General features: G+C 78.1%; 18 protein-coding genes. 10 read left to right on the forward strand and 8 right to left on the reverse strand.

The genetic code is table 11. From position 1 onward, the window contains the following. Window positions 1–11: 11 nt before the first annotated feature. A complete protein-coding gene (locus Q0789_RS04185; RefSeq protein ID WP_298802429.1) occupies window positions 12–674 on the reverse strand; it encodes a hypothetical protein in 663 nt (220 codons plus the stop codon). 341 nt (window positions 675–1,015) lie between these two features. Here Q0789_RS04185 and Q0789_RS04190 point away from each other — a divergent pair, with 341 nt between their 5' ends. The 5 genes from Q0789_RS04190 to Q0789_RS04210 all read left to right on the forward strand — a co-directional run bounded on the left by Q0789_RS04190 (window position 1,016) and on the right by Q0789_RS04210 (window position 5,443). After that, window positions 1,016–1,873 (forward strand): NAD(P)-dependent oxidoreductase, encoded by an 858-nt coding sequence (locus Q0789_RS04190; RefSeq protein WP_298802431.1) that lies wholly within the window; start codon window positions 1,016–1,018, stop codon window positions 1,871–1,873. 87 nt (window positions 1,874–1,960) lie between these two features. Continuing rightward, a complete protein-coding gene (locus Q0789_RS04195) occupies window positions 1,961–3,460 on the forward strand; it encodes a hypothetical protein (protein ID WP_298802433.1) in 1,500 nt (499 codons plus the stop codon). Further along, window positions 3,457–3,873: a VOC family protein gene (locus tag Q0789_RS04200; RefSeq protein ID WP_298802435.1), complete on the forward strand. Its 417-nt coding sequence runs from the start codon at window positions 3,457–3,459 to the stop codon at window positions 3,871–3,873. Before Q0789_RS04195 ends, Q0789_RS04200 begins: the two co-directional genes overlap by 4 nt. 82 nt (window positions 3,874–3,955) lie before the next feature. Continuing rightward, window positions 3,956–5,014, forward strand: a complete 1,059-nt coding sequence (locus Q0789_RS04205; protein ID WP_298802437.1) for a PfkB family carbohydrate kinase — start codon at window positions 3,956–3,958, stop codon at window positions 5,012–5,014. Window positions 5,015–5,077: 63 nt separating this feature from the next. Further along, entirely contained in the window at window positions 5,078–5,443 is a 366-nt protein-coding gene (locus Q0789_RS04210; RefSeq protein WP_298802438.1) for a hypothetical protein, read from the forward strand. Between the two features lie 52 nt (window positions 5,444–5,495). Here Q0789_RS04210 and Q0789_RS04215 read toward each other — a convergent pair whose 3' ends face one another. Together Q0789_RS04215 and Q0789_RS04220 are read right to left on the reverse strand one after the other, a co-directional pair. Beyond that, window positions 5,496–6,212 carry a response regulator gene (locus Q0789_RS04215; RefSeq protein WP_298802440.1) on the reverse strand — a complete coding sequence of 239 codons (717 nt, stop codon included), beginning with the start codon at window positions 6,210–6,212 and terminating at the stop codon, window positions 5,496–5,498. Next, window positions 6,209–7,780, reverse strand: coding sequence for an ATP-binding protein (locus Q0789_RS04220; protein ID WP_366917629.1), 1,572 nt, complete (start codon window positions 7,778–7,780; stop codon window positions 6,209–6,211). The genes Q0789_RS04215 and Q0789_RS04220 overlap by 4 nt, the downstream gene beginning before the upstream one ends. Before the next feature lie 309 nt (window positions 7,781–8,089). On the opposite strand from Q0789_RS04220, the gene Q0789_RS04225 reads away from it, so the two are divergent. Both Q0789_RS04225 and Q0789_RS04230 read left to right on the forward strand, forming a co-directional pair. Continuing rightward, a complete protein-coding gene (locus Q0789_RS04225; protein ID WP_298802442.1) occupies window positions 8,090–9,526 on the forward strand; it encodes a cation:dicarboxylase symporter family transporter in 1,437 nt (478 codons plus the stop codon). A gap of 253 nt (window positions 9,527–9,779) precedes the next feature. After that, on the forward strand, window positions 9,780–10,244 hold the full coding sequence (locus Q0789_RS04230) for a thioesterase family protein (protein ID WP_298802444.1): 465 nt from the start codon (window positions 9,780–9,782) through the stop codon (window positions 10,242–10,244). Here Q0789_RS04230 and Q0789_RS04235 read toward each other — a convergent pair. From Q0789_RS04235 to Q0789_RS04245, 3 genes are all read right to left on the reverse strand, one after another. Further along, a complete protein-coding gene (locus Q0789_RS04235; protein WP_298802446.1) occupies window positions 10,225–10,818 on the reverse strand; it encodes a GNAT family N-acetyltransferase in 594 nt (197 codons plus the stop codon). The two genes, Q0789_RS04230 and Q0789_RS04235, sit on opposite strands and share 20 nt — an antisense overlap. A 146-nt stretch (window positions 10,819–10,964) precedes the next feature. Beyond that, window positions 10,965–11,546: a hypothetical protein gene (locus Q0789_RS04240; protein ID WP_298802448.1), complete on the reverse strand. Its 582-nt coding sequence runs from the start codon at window positions 11,544–11,546 to the stop codon at window positions 10,965–10,967. Between the two features lie 45 nt (window positions 11,547–11,591). Then, window positions 11,592–12,047, reverse strand: a complete 456-nt coding sequence (locus Q0789_RS04245) for an Lrp/AsnC family transcriptional regulator (protein ID WP_298802450.1) — start codon at window positions 12,045–12,047, stop codon at window positions 11,592–11,594. 290 nt (window positions 12,048–12,337) lie between these two features. Between Q0789_RS04245 and ddaH the strand changes: the two genes are divergently transcribed. Beyond that, entirely contained in the window at window positions 12,338–13,183 is an 846-nt protein-coding gene (gene ddaH / locus Q0789_RS04250; RefSeq protein ID WP_363325927.1) for a dimethylargininase, read from the forward strand. Window positions 13,184–13,198: 15 nt separating this feature from the next. Here the strand turns inward: ddaH and Q0789_RS04255 are convergent, their stop codons facing one another. After that, a complete protein-coding gene (locus Q0789_RS04255; protein WP_298802454.1) occupies window positions 13,199–13,588 on the reverse strand; it encodes a tautomerase family protein in 390 nt (129 codons plus the stop codon). Between the two features lie 193 nt (window positions 13,589–13,781). Here Q0789_RS04255 and Q0789_RS04260 point away from each other — a divergent pair, with 193 nt between their 5' ends. Then, a complete protein-coding gene (locus tag Q0789_RS04260; protein WP_298802456.1) occupies window positions 13,782–14,939 on the forward strand; it encodes an iron-containing alcohol dehydrogenase in 1,158 nt (385 codons plus the stop codon). 13 nt (window positions 14,940–14,952) lie between these two features. Here Q0789_RS04260 and Q0789_RS04265 read toward each other — a convergent pair whose 3' ends face one another. Then, the gene (locus tag Q0789_RS04265) at window positions 14,953–16,620 is read right to left on the reverse strand and encodes a gluconokinase (protein WP_298802458.1); all 1,668 of its coding nucleotides are present in this window, start codon (window positions 16,618–16,620) and stop codon (window positions 14,953–14,955) included. 179 nt (window positions 16,621–16,799) lie between these two features. On the opposite strand from Q0789_RS04265, the gene Q0789_RS04270 reads away from it, so the two are divergent. Continuing rightward, window positions 16,800–17,597 carry a CPBP family intramembrane glutamic endopeptidase gene (locus tag Q0789_RS04270; RefSeq protein ID WP_298802460.1) on the forward strand — a complete coding sequence of 266 codons (798 nt, stop codon included), beginning with the start codon at window positions 16,800–16,802 and terminating at the stop codon, window positions 17,595–17,597. Window positions 17,598–18,019: the final 422 nt, after the last annotated feature.

Consider the following 18,019-nt stretch of genomic DNA (forward strand, 5'->3'; position numbering starts at 1 on the left):
GCCCGGGATCCTCAGGCGAGGGCGCCCTCGGCGTGGCGGCCCAGCGGCCCGGCGAGGACGTCGGCGAGGGCCCCGAGGCGCCACAGCTCCGAGCGGTGCAGCCCGAGGCCGCGCTCGCGCACGAGCAGGACGCCGACGCGGCGGCGTCCCGCGGGCAGCAGGGCCGCGCCGGCGCACGTGCCCGAGCCGTCGGGGCGGGGCAGCGTCGTGGCGGCGACGCGCGCGGGCGCGGACGGGCGGACGGCCTCCTCGCCGGGCCCGGGGTCGGTGACCGCTACGACGCCGTCGGCGCACCCGTGCCGGTCGAGGCGCACCACGGCGGCCCAGTCGACGTCGAGCGCGGCGGGCGCGCCGTCGACGAGGGTGCGCGCGGCGTGCTCGGGGCGGGCGAGGACCTGCGCCACCAGCCCGAGCTCGGGGGAACCGTCGGCGGGCAGCGCGGGCGCCCGGACGCCGGTGACCTCCACGCCGGTCGTGCCGGCCAGCCGGCGCTCGAGCCGCCCGAGGTGGTCCTCGTCGCGGACCTCGACGAGGAGGTCGTCGGTGGCGCGGCCCGCCTCGCTGCCGAGGACGCGCAGGCCCGCGACGTCGGCGCCCGTGGCCCCCACGGCGGACGTCAGCACGCCGAGCGAGCCCGTGCGGTCCGGGACGACGACGCGGACGCGTGCGAGCACGGGGCACCTCCGGGGCGGGGCGTCGGGGCGGACGGTCCGGCGACCGACCCTGCGGAGATCCTGCCGGGGTCGTGCGTCGTCCGGGTGACGTGAGTGTCACCCGTCCGTGTCGGGGCGGCCAGCCGTGGGCCCCAGCGGTGGACGGAGGGCGCGGTCCGCCGCGCCGTCGGTCCACCGCTCGCCTCCACCCGCGCCGTCGCGGGCCCGCGGCGTCCCGGGGTGCGCGCCGTCGCCGGCGGTGCCACGGTCGCCGCCATGCCCACCCGCGACCCAGCCCCCGTCGCCCACCTCGCCACCGCCACCACCGGCGCCGCGCCGTCCGCCCCCTCCGGGAGCGCCCGGTGAGCCGCGTCGTCGTCACCGGCGCCGCCGGCAAGCTCGGCCGCGCCGTGACGGCCGACCTGCGCGCGCACGGCTGGGACGTCCTGCCGGTCGACCGCGCGGCCGGCCCCGGCGCGCCCGAGGGCCTGCTCGAGGTCGACCTCACCGACCAGGCGCAGGTCGTCGAGGTCGTCGCCGGCCGCACGGACGAGAGGGGCGGGCGCGTGGACGCCGTGGCCCACCTCGCCGCCGTGCCGGCGCCCGGGCGGGTGCCCAACTCGGCGACCTTCGCGAACAACATGACGGCGTCGTGGAACGTCCAGACGGCCGCGCGGGCGGCGGGCGTCCGGCACGTGGTCTGGGCCAGCAGCGAGACGGTCCTCGGGCTGCCCTTCGACGAGCCGCCGCCCTACGCGCCGGTCGACGAGGCCTACCGCGCCCGCCCCGGGTCGACGTACTCCCTCGTCAAGACGCTCGAGGAGGAGATGGCGCACCACCTGTGCCGCTGGGACCCCGAGCTGACGATGGTGGGGCTGCGCTTCTCGAACGTCATGGAGCCGCACGACTACGCGGAGTTCCCCTCCTTCGACACCGACCCGATGCGCCGCAAGTGGAACCTGTGGGGCTACATCGACGCCCGCGACGGCGCCCAGGCCGTGCGCAGGGGCCTCGAGCTCGAGCGCCCCGGCGCCCACGTGGCGATCATCGCCGCCGCGGACACGGTGATGACCCGGTCCAGCGCGAGCCTCATGGCGGAGGTCTTCCCGGGCGTGGAGGTCCGCGGGGAGCTGGGCGAGCACGAGACGCTCCTCGGCATCGGCACCGCCCGCGAGCTCCTCGGCTACGAGCCGCAGCACTCCTGGCGCGACGAGGTCTGAGCCGCTCGCCGGGGCGGCGGCGGGTCGGGCGGGCGGCTCCGCCCGTCACGACCCCGTCCGCCCCGTTCCTCCGGCAGAGTCGACCCCGTGACGACAGCGCTGCCGCCCCTGCACCGGTCCGAGGTGGACGGCGTCCCCGTCCTGTGGCGCGAGGCGCCGGGGCCGCTGACCGCCGGCCTCGTCCTCGGCGTCGGCCGTCGCGACGAGACCTTCACGGGCGGCGGGACGACCCACCTCCTCGAGCACCTCGTCATGCACGAGGCGCGCCTGCCGAGGCTGGAGTGCAACGCCTCGGTGGGGATCGCGTCCACCGAGCTGACGGTGACCGGTCGGCCCGACCGCGTCGTCGACTTCCTCGCGCGGGCCTGCCGCCTGCTCGCCGACCCGCCGGTCGAGCGGCGTGCGGTGGAGGCCCGGGTCCTCGCCGCCGAGGAGCGGGAGGAGGGCCCGGACCTCGTGGGCGCCCTCCTCGTGGAGCGGTTCGGGTACCGCGGCCCCGGCCTCGTGGGCGCGGTGGAGCCGGCCCTGGGCGCCCTCTCCGCGGAGGCGGTGCGGGCGTGGTCCGCCCGCTGGGCGGTGCGCGGCGCGGCGGCGTGCTGGCTCACCGGCCCGCCGCCGGAGGGGCTGTCGCTGCCCCTGCCGGCCGGGCGACGGCCCGGCGCCGAGGACGGCCTGCCGGAGCAGGTGGCCCTCCCGGGGTGGACGCAGCTGCCCGGCCCGGTGCTCGCCGTGAGCGGCCTCGTGCCCGTGGGGCCGGCGGCCGGCGTCGCCCTGCACGTCCTGCGGGACAGGCTGGAGGAGGAGCTGCGGCACCGCCGGGGGCTCACCTACGGCGTGGACTCGTCCCTCGACCGGCTGTCGGCCCGCGACCGGCACGCGCTGCTCGCCACGCAGGTGCGCGAGGGCGCCGAGACGGAGGCCTTCGGGGTGCTGCGCGAGGTGCTCGCGGCGCTCGCGGCCGAGGGGCCCACCGACGCCGAGCTCGCCGGTGAGGTCGAGTCCGCGGAGGAGACCCTGACGGACCAGCGCACGACCTCCGACGAGCTGTCGGCGCTCGCGGAGGCGGCGGTGCTCGGCTGGCCGGCGGAGGCGACCGAGGAGCTGCTCGCGTCGGTGCGGGACCTCACGGGCGAGGACGTGAGGGAGGCGGCGCGCCACCTCGAGCGGTCGGCGCTCGTCGCCGTCCCCGAGGGCGTCGACCTGGAGGTGCCCGGGCTCCCGCGGCTGGCCGACGGCTCCGGCGAGGTCGTCGAGGGACGGGTGCACCGCCCGCGGCTCCTCCGCGGCGTCCCGCGGGGCGCCCGCCTCGTCGTGGGTGGCAGCGGGGCGTCGCTCGACCTCGGGGGCGGGCAGGTGACCACCGTGCGGTGGGACGAGGTGGTCGGCCTCGTGGAGGCCGGCGACGCCGACGCCGACTTCACCCACCAGCTCGTCAGCGCGCGCGGTCTCAGCATCCCGCTCCAGGCCCGTGACTGGCGCGGCGGTGACGAGGCGCTGCGGGCGGTCCTCGCCGCCGTGCCGGCGCGCCTCCACGTGCGGGGCGACCCGGAGGGGGCGTCGCAGCGGGCCGACCGGGAGCGCGCGTGAGCACCGGGTCGGACGGCGTGCCCCTGCGGCTGTCCGCGGCCGTCCTGGGCGGCCCCGACCCGGGCGCCCTCGCGGCGTTCTACCGCGCGCTGCTGGGGTGGGAGGTCCTGCTGGAGGAGCCGGAGTGGGTCATGCTCCGCCCGCCCGGCGGCGGTACCGGGCTGTCCTTCCAGCTGGAGCGCGACCACGTGCCGCCCGTCTGGCCGCAGGGCCCCGGGGACCAGCAGGTGCAGGTGCACCTCGACGTGGCCGTGGAGGTCCGTGGCGGCGACCCGGCGGCGTCGCTGGCGGCGGCGGCCGAGCGCGCCGTCGCCCTCGGCGGCCGGCTGCCCGAGCACCAGCCGCAGGAGGACGTCCGCGTCGTCCTCGACCCGGCGGGCCACCCCTTCTGCCTCTTCCTGCCGGAGGGCTGAGGGCCCTCGACGGGATGCGTGACCGGACGCGCGGGCGGCCGCCCCGTCCGGTGGTGCGCGCGGTGCGGCAGGGTGGGCCGTCGTGGCGGACCGCAGCGGCGTCGTGGTGGTGGGCAGCGCGAACCTCGACGTCGTCCTCGGCGTCGACGACGTCCCGCAGCCGGGGGAGACGGTCCTCGCCCGCTCCCGCGCCGAGCACGTCGGCGGCAAGGGGCTCAACCAGGCCGTCGCGGCCGCCCGGTGCGGGGCGGCGACGACCTTCGTCGGAGCGGTCGGTGACGACGCCGCCGGGCGGCGCCTGCGCGACGCGCTCACCGCCGCGGGGGTCGCGGTCCGCCTCCGCGCGCTCGAGCGCCCCACGGGGACGGCCTTCGTGACCGTCGCCGGGAGCGGCGAGAACGTCATCGTCGTCGACCCGGGCGCCAACGCGGGGCTCGTCGACCTCGCGCCGGCCGAGCTCGCCGCGGTGCGCGGCGCCGGCCACCTGCTGTGCCAGCTCGAGGTGCCGACGGCCACCGTGGCCGCCGCGGCGTCGGAGGCCTCGGCGGCCGGCGTCGTCGTGGTCCTCAACCCCTCGCCGGTGCAGCCCCTGCCCGCCGGGCTCCTCGCCGACGTCGACGTCCTGCTCGTCAACGAGCACGAGGCCGCGGCCCTCGCCGGGGACGGGGCGGGCGGGGCCGGGGCGGACGGGGCCGGGGCGGACGGCGACGGGGCGGACGGCGACGGAGCGGCCGGGGCCGGTGGCGACGACGCGGACGTCGTCGCGCGCGCCCGCGCCCTGGCGCGCCGCCTGCTCGAGGTGGTGCCCCGCGTGGTCGTCACCCTCGGCGCGGCGGGCGCCCTCGTGGTCGTGCGGGGCGGGGCGGACGGCGGCGTCCACGTGCCCGGTCTCCCGGTGCCCGTCGTCGACACGACGGGCGCGGGCGACGTCGTCGCCGGGGCCCTCGCCGCGGCGCTCGAGGAGGCCCGGGCGGGCGTCGAGGGGCGAGGGGCGCCGGACGAGGAGCGGCTCGTCGCCGCCGCGCGCCGCGCGACGGCGGCCGCCGCGCTGTCGGTGCAGCGGCCGGGGGCGTCGGCGTCCGCGCCGCGGCGCGAGGAGGTCGAGGCGCTGCTGGCGGGGTGGTCGACCCCTCGTCCGTAGCGGCGGGCGCCCGACCGGGGGACGCCCGTGCGATCACTCGAACACCTGTGCGAACCTGCTCACGTGGGTGGCGGGTGGTCGAGCAGCAGGGCGGCGGCCTTCCGCCGCTCGCTGGCCGACCGGCACGACGGCCACGAGGGGGCCGAGCACGAGGGGAGCGCTGAGCAGGTGGTGGACCAGCGCCGGGGCGAGGGGCGGCAGGAGGAGGGGCGGGCGCGCGGCGGGCGCGGCACGCACTGCTGGGTGCTCATCCCCGACACCGACCCCATGCCCGGCGTGGTCGCGGGCTGGCGCCGCGACCACGGCGGCGCCTGGGAGGCGCGGGTCGCCTACGCGCTCGGCGACGACGGCAGCGCGGGCGCCGCAGGGACGGCGGGCGTCGTCACGGGGTGGCTGCCCGCCAGCTGCCTGCGCCCCTACCCGTCCTGAGCGCCCGGCCGCCCGACGCCCTCGCCGTCCGACAGGGGCCCGGCCGGTCGCCTCACGACGCCGTCCACCGGTACTCCAACTCCGGGCGGCCCGCCCCGCCGTAGCGGGGGCGCCGGTCGGCGGCGCCCGTGCCCATGAGGTGCTCGAGGTAGCGGCGCGCCGTCACCCGCCCGACGCCGACCCGGGTGGCCACCTCCGCCGCCGACGACGGCGCCTCCCTCAGCACGGCCACCACGGCCGCCAGGGTCTCCTCCGCCAGCCCGCCCCCGCGGGGGGCCGGCTCGTCCCCGGGCACGAGGTGGCCGGACAGCAGGCGGTCGACCTCCGCCTGCGAGAGCGCCGCGCCGTCGGCGTCGGCCGGGCCGCGCGCCGCCGCGTACTGCCGCAGCCGCTCCCGCAGCGCCGCCCCGGCGAAGGGCTTGAGCAGGTACCCGACGACGCCGAGCGACGTCGCCGCCCGCACCGTCGACAGCTCCCGCGCCGAGGTGACGGCGAGCACGTCCGTCCACCGCCCCGCCGCGCGCAGGGCGCGGACGACGTCGAGCCCGGAGCGGTCGGGCAGGTGCATGTCGAGGAGCACGAGGTCGACGGCCGCGCCCTCCGCGCCGCGCAGCCGCAGCAGCGCCTCGGCGGCCGTGGCGGCGGGCGGCAGGGCCCGGAAGCCCGGGACCGCGTCCACGTGCCCCCGGTGGGCGGCGGCGGCGACCGGCTCGTCCTCCACCACGAGGACGACGAGGTCGCGGTCGCGCGGGCCCCCGGCCGTCGTCACAGCGCCGCCCGTCGTCCCTCGGGGACCACCTGCGCCGGCAGCAGCACGCGGAAGCGGGCGCCGCCGAGCACCGAGCGGTCGACCTCGACCCGCCCCCCGAGGCGCTCGACGGTCTGGCCGACGAGCGCCAGCCCCAGGCCGCGGCCGTGCAGGCGCCGCCCGTCGTCCTTGGTGGACCAGCCGCGCCGGAAGGCGGCCCCGGCCTCCTCGGCGGACAGCCCGCGGCCGGAGTCGCTCACCTCCACGGCGAGGCCCTCGGCGTCCAGACCGAGGTGGACCTCGACGAGGGCCCCGCCACCGTCCCCGTCCCAGGCGTCCCGCGCCGTCGCGGCGGCGTCGACGGCGTTGTCGAGCAGGTTGCCGAGCACCGTGAGCACGTCGCGCACGGGCGTGCCCGTGCGCTCCAGCGCGCCCTCGTCGAGGGCGCTGCCGGCGGCGACGACGAGCTCCACCCCGCGCTCGCCCGCCCGGGCGCTGGCGCCGAGGAGCAGCGCCGCCACGACGGGCTCGTCGACGGCCCCGACGACGTGGTCGGTGAGCGCCTGCGCCTCGGCCAGCTCGTCGACGGCGAGGTCGACCGCCTCGTCCACCCGGCCCATCTCGACGAGCTGCACGACCGTGTGGAGCCGGTTGGAGAACTCGTGGGCCTGGCTGCGGAGCGCCTCGGCGAGCGAGCGCGTCGTCTCGAGCTCGTCGGTCAGCGCCAGCAGGTCGGTGCGGTCGCGCAGCGTGACGACCCGCCCGGCGACGGCGCCGGCGTGCGGCGTCCCCTCCACCGCCGCCTCCTCGGCCCCGCCGCCGTCCGGGCCGGCTCCCGGGGCGCGCGCCGCGCGGACGGACGCGACGAGCACGCGCCGGCTCGTGAGGAGCACCTCGTCGGCGGCCTCGTCGTCGGCCGTCAGCAGGCGCACGAGGGCCGCCGGGAGCGGCAGCTGCGCCACCGGCCGCCCGACGACGTCGTCGTCGGCGTCCGGCAGGTCGAGCAGCCGGCGGGCCTCGGCGTTGACCAGCTGCACCCTCCCGCCGGCGTCGACGAGCAGGAGCCCCTCGCGCACCGACCGGAGCACCGTGTCGTAGTAGGTGAACATCCGCGCGAGCTCCGGCCCCGCCAGGCCCAGCGTCAGCCGGCGCGCCCGGCGGGCCACGAGGTAGGAGCCGCCGAGCGCGAGGACGAGGACGGCGCCGCCGGCGACCGCGACGACGTGCACGTCGCGCGCGACCTCGCGGCCCACCGCGGCCACGGAGATGCCCGACGAGACGAGGGCGACGACGCGGCCGGTCTCCGCGCCGTCCGGGCCGTCGGCGCGCACGGGCACGACGGCGCGCACCGACGGGCCCAGCGTCCCCGTGTACGTCTCGAGGACCCGGCCGCCGGCCAGGGCCGCGGCGCGCGAGCCGAGGTAGGTGCGGCCGACCTGCGCCGGGTCGGGGTGCGTCCAGCGCGTGCCGTCCGGGGCCATGACGACGACGAAGGACGTCCCGGTCTCCGCCCGCACCCGCTCCGCGAAGGGCTGCAGGGCCGCCGTCCGCGCGGCGTCGTCGAGGTCGCCCGTCGCGGCGGCCAGCACCTCCGGGGCGTCGGCGACCGTATGCCACCGCGGACGCCCGCTCGCCCGCGCTGCGCTCGGCGTCGCGACGCGCGTCGACCCCCGCGAGCACCGCGCCGACGGCGACGACGACGAGGACGACGAGCACCTGCCACCACATGAGGTGCGCCGCGACGCTGCGGGGCCCCCGGCGGCTGCTCGGCACGCCGCCAGTGTGGACCGCCGCGGACGCTAGGCACGCAAGGGTGCGCCGGCCGCGCACCGGGCCGCAGGCTGCCGCCCGGCTCGGCGCGCGTCGGCGCGCCGGCGACGCTCTCGACGAGGAGACCCATGGCCACGCAGCCGCCGCCGGTGGACCGGCAGCAGACCCCTACCGCCGCCCCGGCCGGGCGGGACCGCACCCACTGGCTCTACATCGCGGTCATCGTGGCCGTCGTCCTGGGCGCCACCGTGGGCCTCGCCTTCCCGGAGACGGGCGTCGCGCTCAAGCCGATCGGCACGGGCTTCGTGGACCTCGTGAAGATGATGATCTCGCCGGTCATCTTCTGCACCATCGTGCTCGGCATCGGGTCGATCCGCGCCGCCGCGCAGGTCGGCAAGGTGGGCGGCCTGGCCCTCGTCTACTTCCTCGGGATGTCGACCTTCGCGCTGGCCATCGGCCTCGTCGTGGGCAACATCGTCCAGCCCGGTGCGGGCATCGACTACCCGAACCCGGGCTACGAGGTCCAGGACTCCGGCGAGGAGGGCGAGGGCGGGACGCTCGGCTTCGTCCTGTCCGTCATCCCGACGACGCTGGTCTCGCCGCTGACCGGCGACTCGGTGCTGTCCACCCTCTTCGTCGCCATCCTCATCGGCTTCGCCGTGCAGGCCCTCGGCTCGACGGGCCAGGCGGCGCTGCGCGGCATCGCGGTCTTCCAGAAGGTCGTCTTCAAGGTCCTCGCGATGATCATGTGGGTCGCGCCGGTCGGGGCCTTCGGCGCCATCGCCGGCGTCACGGGCGAGACCGGCTGGGACGCCATCCGCGGCCTCCTGCTCGTCATGCTCGCCTTCTACGTGACCTGCCTCATCCTCATCTTCGGCGTGCTCGGGACGCTGCTGCGCGTCGTCACGGGCCTGTCCGTCTTCTCGCTGCTGAGGTACCTGGGCCGGGAGCTGCTGCTCATCGTCTCGACGTCGTCGTCGGAGACCGCCCTGCCGCGCCTCATCGCCAAGATGGAGCACGCCGGCGTCGACCGCTCCGTCGTCGGCATCACCGTCCCCGTCGGCTACTCGTTCAACCTCGACGGCACGGCCATCTACCTGACGATGGCGTCGCTCTTCATCGCCGAGGCGACCGGGGCGCCCTTCAGCATCGGCGAGCAGGTCTCCCTGCTCGTCTTCATGATCATCGCGTCGAAGGGGGCGGCCGGGGTCACGGGCGCCGGCCTGGCGACCCTCGCCGGCGGCCTGCAGAGCCACCGCCCGGAGCTCGTCGGCGGCGTCGGCCTCATCGTCGGCATCGACCGCTTCATGTCCGAGGCGCGCGCGCTGACCAACTTCTCCGGCAACGCCATCGCGACCCTGCTCATCGGGCACTGGACGAAGGCGCTGGACCGCGAGCGGGTGCGTCGCGTCCTCGCCGGCGACGACCCCTTCGACGAGCGGACCATGGTCGACGACCACGGCCCGACGACGACGGCGCCCAGCGCCGACCCCGTCGCCGTCACGAACGCCCGCACGCCGGAGGCCGGCACGCCCTCCGACCTCGAGTCCAGCGACCGGCGCTGACCCTCGGCCGGGGGGCCTTCGGACCCCCGGCCCCGAGCACCCGCCGCGGGCGTGACCCCGCCCGCCCGCGGCGGGCCCCACCCGGCGCGCCGGCCGACGGCGTCGGGCGAGGGCGCCGGAGGCCCTCCGGCGGTGGTCGCGGCTACGGTGCCCGCGGAGCTGTCGAGGAGGACGGGGCGGTGCGGATGTCGAGGGTCGGTGGCGGCGCGGTGGCGCTCGTGGAGGCCGGTCGGTCCGGCACGGGAGCGTCCGCGTGAGCGCCGGGGAGCCCGTCGCCGAGCGCGGGCCCGACCCGACGCGGGAGGACTACCCGCACCGGCGCGCCTTCCCCACGCGGTGGAACGACGAGGACGCCTTCGGCCACCTCAACAACACCGTCTACTACTCGGCGATGGACACGACCATCACCGGCTGGCTGCTCGACGGCGCCGACCTCGGCCTGCTCGCGGGCGGGTTCCGGCCCGTCGTCGTGCAGTCCTCGTGCACCTACCGGCGCTCGGCCCACTACCCCGAGGTGCTCGAGGTCGGGCTGCGCTCCACCCGCGTCGGGCGCTCGAGCATGACCTACGACCTCGGCCTGTTCCGCCAGCGCGACGGCGCCCTCGTCGCGCGCGGCACGTGGGTGCACGTCGCCGTCGACGCGGCGACGGGCGAGCCGGTGCCCGTGCCCGAGCCGCTGCGGGCGCGGCTGGCCGGGATCAGCGCTCCGCCGGCGTGACGGCGCCCGCGCGCCACGTCGCGGCGTCGAGGCGGTGCAGGACGTGCGGCCGCAGGCGGTGCCCGGGCGGGAGGGCCGGGTGCTCGAAGTCCTCGGCCGGGTCGTGGCGCATCCCGAGCCGGGCCATGACGGCCTGCGAGCGGGTGTTCGTCCGGGCCGTGAAGGACACGACCTCCTCGAGCCCGACGTCGACGAAGGCCGCGCGCAGCGCCGTGCGCGCCGCCTCGGTGGCGTAGCCCCGGCCCCAGGCCCACGCCGGCAGGCGCCAGCCCACCTCGACGCAGGGCGTGAAGTGCGCCTCGAAGCGCGGCCGGGCCAGCCCGGTGAAGCCGGCGAAGCGCCCGGCGTCGTCGGGCGCCGCCGGATCCGCCACCTCGAGGGCCCACAGGCCCCACCCGTGCTCGGCGAGGTGGGCGTCCGCGCGGTCGACCAGGGCGTCGCTCGCCGCCCGGTCGAGGGGCGCGGGGAAGTGCTCCATGACCCGCGGGTCGGCGCCCATCGCGGCGAAGGGCTCGCGGTCCTCGGGGCGCCACCGGCGCAGGAGCAGGCGGGGCGTCCGCCGGTCGGGGTCCACGACGGGACAGCCTGGCAGGGCGCCCTCGGTCTCCGCGTCGGCGGGCGCGGACCTCGAGGGCCGACGCGCCGTCCGCCGTCCCTCAATGTCCGCGCTCGTGCTCGGGCCTCGGCGCGCCGGCCCTCGGAGTCCGCGGCCCGTCCGGATCAGCGGGGGAGGCGCGTCCGCCGCCGCGTGACGACGGCGCCCGCCAGCAGCGCGCCGAGGGTGCCGAGCACCATGTCGCCCAGGGTGTCGGCGTACGCCGTCGCCTCCTCGGGGCCGCCGCGGACGAAGGTGGCGTACTCGCCGACCTCCCAGACGAGCGCCGCCAGGCACCCGCACCCGGCGACGAGGAGCACCCGGACGCCGGGCGGCAGCCCGCGGGGCAGCACGAGCGCCAGCGCGGCGGCGAGCAGGGCCCAGTTGACGAGGTGGGCGGCGTCGTCGAACCACACGACGGCGTCGAAGAGGTCGAGGGCGTTGCCGAGCAGGTCGACCGCCCAGGGGAGGCTGACGAGCAGGTCGGCGAGCAGGGGGTACGCCGCGCCGCGCGGGCGGCCGACGAGCAGCCATGCCGCGGGCACGAGGAGCAGGCCGACCGGGTAGACGACGGCCCGCGCGTCCATGGCCTTGTCGGAGAAGCGCTCCCACTCCGGGACGGCGAGCGCCAGGGCCAGGAGGCCGAGGACGACCGCCTTGACGGCCAGGTCGGCCACGAGGAGGCGTCGTCGTCGCGCGGCGGGCACGGGCCCATGGTGGCGCGCGGCGGGCGCCTCGCGCGTGCTCCCGCGTCAGCTCCCGCCCGCGTGCCCCGGCCGGGCGCGGTCGAGCAGCCGCGACAGGACGATGACGGACTCGGTCGCGGCGACGTCGAGCTCGTCGCGGACGCGCTCGAGCGCCCTCTCGAGGTGCTGGACGTCGCGCGCCAGCAGGTGCAGGAGCGCGTCGGCGCGCCCGGTGACCGTGACCGCCTCGACCACCTCGGGGATGCCGACGAGGCGCCGTCGCAGCTCCCGGGGCGAGACGGGGCCCTCGCAGCGCACCTCGACGTAGGCCTCGGTGCCCCAGCCCAGCGCCGCCGGGTCGACGACGGCGGTGAAGCCGCGCACCGCGCCGGTGGCCACGAGCCGGTCGACCCGGCGCTTCACGGCGGGGGCCGACAGGCCGACCTCGGCGCCGATCTCCGCGAAGGTCGCGCGGGCGTCGGCCACCAGCGCCCGCAGGATGCTCTCGTCCAGCCCGTCCACGCCTCGTCAGCCTCCTCGGTGCCGCGCAGCAGATCGCCGATCGTCGCACGGACGCGCAACGGATCGCCGCTGGCGCGCACGCGGACGGCCTTGGCCGTGGCTCTCCCCGCTCGTAGCGTCCGCAGCACGGGACGGCGCCGGCGCCGCACCGCCCGCTGACGACCCGCGGGCGCCGGCCGCACCGGCGCCCCTCCCCGCACGCCTCGTGCCCCGACCCTGGAGGTCCGGTGAGCGACACCACCGCCACCCGCCCGACCGCGCCGCCCGCCGCGACGACGTCGCCCGCCGCCGTGCCCGCCCCTCGTGCGGAGACGGCGCCGTCCGCCCTCCCGCCCCGGCGGGCCACGCCGCGGCGCTACGCGATGTGCCGCCCCGAGCACTTCGAGGTGCGGTACGCCATCAACCCGTGGATGGACGTCCGCGTCCCGGTCGACCGCGACCTCGCCGTCGCGCAGTGGGAGGCGCTGCGGCGCACCTACCTCGACCTCGGGCACGAGGTCGACCTCGTGCCGCCGCTGCCGGGGCAGCCCGACATGGTCTTCGCGGCGAACGGCGGTGTCGTGCTCGGCGGCCGGGCGCTCGGGGCCCGCTTCGCCCACCCCGAGCGCGCGGCGGAGGGGCCCGCCTTCGCCGCCTGGCTGCGCTCGCGGGGCGTCGACGTCCACGACCCCGAGCACGTCGGCGAGGGCGAGGGCGACTTCCTCGTCGTCGGCGACCGCGTCCTCGCCGGCACGGGCTACCGGACGGCGCCGGCGGCGCACGAGGAGGCCGCGCGCGTGCTGGGCGCCGAGGTGGTGGGCCTGCGCCTCGTCGACCCGCGGTACTACCACCTCGACACGGCCCTCGCCGTGCTCGCCGACGACGACGTCGCCTACGCGCCGTCGGCCTTCGACGACGAGGGCCGCGCGGTGCTGGCGCGGCTCTTCCCCGGCGCCCTCCTCGTCGACGAGGACGACGCCGCCGTGCTGGCGCTCAACGCCGTCTCCGACGGGCTCCACGTCGTCCTGCCCGCGGCCGCGCGCCGCACCGCCGACGCGCTGGCCGCGCGGGGCTACGTCCCCGTGCCCGTCGACCTGTCCGAGCTGCTCAAGGGCGGCGGCTCGGTGAAGTGCTGCACGCTGGAGCTGAGGGGCTGACGACGGCGCTCGCCGTCAGAGGTCGCCCTCGAGGAACTGGGCGCGGCCCATGCCGAAGGACCAGTCCTCGGGGCTGCTGGCGACGACGCTGACGACGAGGTCGCTCGGCGCGAGCCCGCAGCGCTCCTCGAGGCGCTGGGCCAGCGCCGCGTAGAGGGCCTTCTTCTGCTCCGCCGACCGGCCCTGCTGGGTCACCTGGAGCAGCACGAGGTCGTCCGTGCGGCGCAGGCCCAGCCCGGTGTCCTCGCAGATCACCTGGCCGGGCGGGTGCTCCGTGACGACCTGGTAGCGGTCGTGCGGAGGGGCCGCGAAGACGCCCTCCAGCACCTCCTGCACCACGTCCGCGAGCTCGCGCAGGGCCTGCGGGCTGCGCCCCTTCGTCACGTCGATCCTCACCAGCGGCACGTCGGCCTCCTCGTCCCGGGCCCGCGCCGGGCCCGCGGCAGGATCCTGCGCGCGCGGCCGCCGGGGGGCGAGCCGGGACGGTCCGGCGCCACCCCCGGGGGTGACGGCGACGGGGGCGGGGCTACCCGCCGGTATCCTCGGGCGTCCCGAGCCGCACTGCCGGCGGTCCGCCGTCGGCACCTGGAGGAGCTGCATGAGCGCGACCGCCGACCCGATCACCGCCCGGGTGCACCGGACGAGCTTCGCCCTCGGCGAGGACGTCGTCCCCTACGCCTACGGCGACGGGTGCACGGACGAGCTGCTGCTCCTGCTCGCCCAGGAGGTCGCGGGCGCCGACCGCGTGCTCCTCGTCCACGACGCGGTGGCCGCCGACCTGGCCCAGCGGGTCGTCGACGGGCTCTCCCCGCGGGCGAGCGTGCACCCGCTGCCGGTGAGCGCCCGCGAGGAGCTCAAGACCCTCGAGACGGTGCTGCACCTCGCCGAGGAGGCCGTCGCCGCCGGCGTCACCCGCGGCTCGGTGGTCCTGGCCCTCGGCGGCGGGCTCGTCGGCAACGTCGCCGGCATGGTGGCCGCCACGCTCTTCCGCGGCCTGCCGCTCGTCCACCTGCCGACGACCCCGGTGGCCGCCTTCGACGCGGTCCTCTCGGCCAAGCAGGGCGTCAACCTCTCGGCCGGCAAGAACATGGTGGGCACCTTCTGGACCCCCCGGTCGGTCTGGTGCGACCTCGACTGGCTGCGCGGCGTCGACGCCCGCCAGGTGCTCACCGGCACCGCCGAGATGGCGAAGAACGTGCTCGCCGTCCTGCCCGAGCGCGAGGACGACTACCTCGCCGCCGTCGACGGCCTCGGAGACCCGGGCTCGGACGCCCTGCTGCGCCTGCTGCAGATCGGCGTCGACGCCAAGACGGGGCCGCTGCGGGTGGACCCGCACGAGCGCAGTGAGGCCCTCGTCTTCGAGTACGGCCACACCGTGGGCCACGCCGTCGAGCTCGCCTCGCGCGGCGCCCTCTCGCACGGCGCGGCCGTCGGCTGGGGGATGCTCGCCGCCGCGGACGTGGCCGCGCGGCTCGGCCTCCTCGACGACGCGGCGGTCGCCGCGCACGCGCGGGTCCTCGCGCCGCTCGGCGTGCGGGTCGACGCCCCGCCGGTCCTCGACCGCGCCCTCGTGCACCGGTTGCTGCTGCGCGACAACAAGCGCGGCTACCTGCCGGGCATCGGCGACGACGTGATCCCCATGGTCCTGCTCGACCGGCTCGGCAGCGCCCGTCGCGGGGAGGGCGGGCGCCCGCTCGTCCCCGTGCCCACGGACGTCGTCCACGCGGCCGTCGACGAGGTCCTCCGCCCCGTCTGAGCGGCCCGGCCGGTCAGTCCTCGGCCAGGCCCCCGCCGGGCTCGCCGTCGACCGGCCGGCCCCCTCCGGGCGCCGCACCGGGCTCTCCGCGCGGCAGGTCGTCGTCGAGGTCGCGCAGCGCCTCGAAGGCGCCCTCCAGCGCCTCGTAGAGCCCGGCGTGCACGGGCAGGAGCCGGGCGTAGACGGCCGAGGCCGCCGGGTCGGGCTCGACGACGTGGTCGACCTCCACGCGGTCGGCCGCCACCTCGACGCTGGGGACGAGGCCGAGCGCCGTCATCGCGAGGACGGCCGCGCCGTAGCCGGACCCCTGCGTGCCGCTGGGGAAGGACACGGGCATGCCGAGGACGTCGGCGAGCATCTGCCGCCAGACGGCGGACCGGGCGAAGCCGCCGGTCGCCCGCATCTCGTGGATCTCGTGGCCCGCCTCGCGCAGGGACGCCAGCACGAGGGCCAGCTGCTGGCACACGCCCTCGAGGGCCGCCCGCAGGAGGTGCGCCCGGGTGTGGTGGCGCTGCAGCCCCACGTAGGCCCCCCGCGGCAGGGAGGTCCAGTACGGCGCCCGCTCGCTCAGCAGGTAGGGGAGCATGAGGAGGCCCTCGGACCCCGCGGGGGCCTGGGAGGCGAGGTCGGTGAGCGACTCCTCGGGCTCGTCGCCCATCTCGTCCGCCAGCACCTCCAGGTCGGGCGCCAGCGCGTCGCCGGCCCACCGCAGCACGACCCCGCCGTTGGTGATGGCGCCGCCGACGGCCCACAGGTCGTCCGTGAGGGCGTAGCAGAAGGTCCGCCCGGCGGGGTCGACGCCGGGGCGGTCGACGACGACGCGCAGCGCGCCGCTCGTGCCGATGGACACGCTCGCCACCCCCGGCCGCACCGCGCCGACCCCGAGGTTGGCGAGCGGCCCGTCCCCGCCGCCGACGACGAGCGCGACGTCCTCGGCCAGGCCCAGGTCGGCCGCCACCTCGGGCCGCAGCCTGAGGCGGTGGGTCACGGGCACGGGCCGGGGCAGCTGGTCGGCGCGCACGCGGGCCAGCTCGAGGGCCTCGGCGTCCCAGTCGAGGGCCTCCAGGTCGAGCAGGCCGTTGCCGGACGCCATCGAGTGGTCGACGACCCACTCGCCGGACCAGTCGTGCAGGAGCAGCTCCTTGACGCCCACCCAGTGCGCCGCGCGCGCGGCGACGTCGGGGCGCTCCTCCGCGAACCAGGCGAGCTTCACGAGCGGGGACATGGGGTGCACCGGCGTCCCGGTGCGCCGGTGCACGCCGGGACCGGGGCCGCGCCGGATCCGGTCGGCCTGCGGCGTCGCGCGCCGGTCGGCCCAGGTGACGACCGCCGTGAGGGGCTCGTCGTGCTCGTCGACGCCGATGACGCTGTGCATGGCGCCGCTGACCCCGATGCCGAGGACGCGGTGGCCGTCGCGGAGGGCGTGGCGGACGACGGCGCGGGCGGCGTCGCGCGCCGCGGCGAGGATCGCGGCCGGGTCCTGCTCGGCCCAGCCCGGCTCCGGCTCGTCGAGCGCGTACTCGACCTCGGCCTCGGCCACCGCGTCGCCGCCCCGGGTGAAGGCGGCGACCTTCGTCGCCGTCGTGCCCAGGTCGACGCCGAGGACGACGTCCTGGCCGCCCGCCGTGGTGGTCGCGAGGTCGGGGCTCGGGGCGTCGGGGGTCGGGGCGTCGTCAGGCACCGGGCCATCCTGACGGACGGCCACCTGGTGGCGGAGCCGCCGGTCGGGCTGGGTGGCGGAGCCGCCGGTCGGGCTGGGTGGCGGAGCCGCCGGTCGGGCTGGGTGGCGGAGCCGCCGGTCACGGGCCGCTCACAGCGCACGTCCAGGGCCGGTCCGGGCGGCGCGCCTAGCCTGCGGGCATGCCCGAGCCCGCAGCCGCGCCGGTCGCGCCCGGAACGGCGAGCGCCGGAGCTCCCGACCGGGGGCGCGTGCGCGTCGAGGTCTTCCTCGTCCTCGCCCTGAGCCTGGGCGCCTCGGCCGTCTACGCCGTGGTCAGCCTCGTCGCGACCTGGACGCGGGGGCCCCTGCGCGAGGCGACGGCGACGCTCAACGCCTCGCGCAGCGACCGGCCGTACCTGGACCTCACCTACCAGCTGCTGGCGAACGCGACAGCGCTCGTGCCGGTGGTGCTGGCCCTGGCCCTGCTGGGGTGGAGCGTCGGGGGAGGGGTGCGCTCGGCGGCCCGGTCCCTGGGGTTCGACCTGCGCGCGCCCGGCCGCGACGTCCTCCGGGGCGTCGGCCTGGCGGCCCTCATCGGCATCCCCGGGCTGGGGCTCTACCTCGCCGGCCGGGCGCTCGGCGTCACGGCCGACGTCGTCCCGGCGGCGCTCGACACCTACTGGTGGACCGTGCCCGTCCTCCTGCTCGCGGCCGTCAAGAACGCGGTCCTCGAGGAGGTGGTCGTCGTCGGCTGGCTCCTGCGGCGCCTGCAGGACCTGCGCTGGGGGCCGGTCGCCGCCATCGCGGTCAGTGCTCTCCTGCGCGGCAGCTACCACCTCTACCAGGGCATCGGACCCTTCGTCGGCAACGTCGTCATGGGCGTCGTCTTCGCCCTCGTCTACCGACGCACGGGCCGGGTCATGCCCCTCGTCGTCGCGCACTTCCTCATCGACGCCGTCGCCTTCGTCGGCTACGCCGCGGTGCGCCCGCTCCTCTGACGCCTCCTCCCGGGTCGCCGCCGGTGCGGGTGGACCTCGTGGGGCCGGGGACGGCGTGCCGTCCCACGCCGTCCACCACCGAGGTGCGCCGGCCCGCGGGGTCGACCAGCGATGGGGCCGCGGACTTCGCGGGTCGGCACGCCGCGGCGCGCGCACGAGCGCGGACTTCGAGGGGCGACGGACGGCGCGGCGGCCCTCGAAGTCCGCTGCCGACGGCGTCGGGACGACGTCCCGGTCGCCCACGCGCAGGTGCGCCACGAGGGCGAGGAGGAACCCCGCTCTCCACGGGTCGTGGAGGAGGAGGGCTACGACGTCCGGCCGGGGGCGCGGCTGCTCCGTCCGGGGGACCCCGGCGCCCCGGTCGCGTCCCGACCTCCCGCCACGCTGAGGCACCATGAGTCACTGGGGGTAGCAGGACTGGG

The sequence above is a fragment of the uncultured Pseudokineococcus sp. genome (genome assembly GCF_947499845.1).
In the GTDB taxonomy this organism is placed as follows: Bacteria; Actinomycetota; Actinomycetes; order Actinomycetales; family Quadrisphaeraceae; genus Pseudokineococcus.

Excerpts from the sequence above, each read along its gene's own strand:
- Q0789_RS04270 (WP_298802460.1), top strand. The coding sequence starts at position 16,800 with ATGCCCGAGCCCGCAGCCGCGCCGGTCGCGCCCGGAACGGCGAGCGCC.
- Q0789_RS04260 (WP_298802456.1), top strand. The coding sequence starts at position 13,782 with ATGAGCGCGACCGCCGACCCGATCACCGCCCGGGTGCACCGGACGAGC.
- Q0789_RS04225 (WP_298802442.1), top strand. The coding sequence starts at position 8,090 with ATGGCCACGCAGCCGCCGCCGGTGGACCGGCAGCAGACCCCTACCGCC.